The sequence below is a fragment of the Streptococcus sp. UMB0029 genome, assembly GCF_002871495.1.
GTDB lineage: Bacteria > Bacillota > Bacilli > Lactobacillales > Streptococcaceae > Streptococcus.
On record NZ_PNGD01000031.1, the window covers coordinates 1 to 831 of the forward strand.

At 38.4% G+C, this 831-nt stretch carries 1 protein-coding gene; it reads left to right on the plus strand.

What is annotated here, in order from left to right:
* Positions 1 to 4: 4 nt before the first annotated feature.
* Positions 5 to 831: ISL3 family transposase (locus CJ239_RS11490; RefSeq protein ID WP_102211636.1), on the plus strand; the 827-nt coding region annotated here is incomplete at its 3' end.

The window sequence follows — 831 nt, forward strand, 5'->3', positions numbered from 1 at the left end:
TCATATGGAACAATTACATTCTATCACAAAACTACTCGATATTAAAGACCCTAATATCCAAATTATAGATATCATTAATAAGGGTACACACAAGGAAATCATCGCTAAACTAGACTATGAGGCCCCATCTTGTCCTGATTGCGGAAGCCTAATGAAGAAATATGACTTTCAAAAACCGTCTAAGATTCCTTACCTTGAAACGACTGGTATGCCTACTAGAATCCTCCTTAGAAAACGCCGTTTTAAGTGCTATCAGTGCTCTAAAATGATGGTCGCTGAAACCTCTCTCGTCAAGAAAAATCACCAAATACCTCGTATCATCAACCAAAAGATTGCTCAAAAGCTGATTGAAAAAACTTCCATGACCGATATTGCTCATCAGTTGTCTATTTCAGCTTCAACTGTCATTCGCAAGCTCAATGACTTTCACTTTAAGCCTGATTTTTCTCGCCTTCCTGAGATTATGTCTTGGGACGAATATACCTTTACAAAAGGAAAGATGAGTTTCATTGCACAAGATTTTGATAATCTCAGTATCATCGCTGTTCTTGAAGGTAGAACACAGGCTGTCATCCGAAATCACTTTCTTCGATACGATAGAGCTGTCCGATGTCGAGTGAAAATTATTACTATGGATATGTTTAGTCCCTATTATGACTTGGCTAAACAGCTTTTTCCGTGTGCTAAAATCGTTCTAGATCGCTTTCACATTGTACAACATCTTAGCCGTGCCATGAGTCGTGTGCGTGTCCAAATCATGAATCAGTATCATCGAAAATCCCATGAATACAAGGCTATCAAGCGTTACTGGAAACTTATCCAACAAGATAG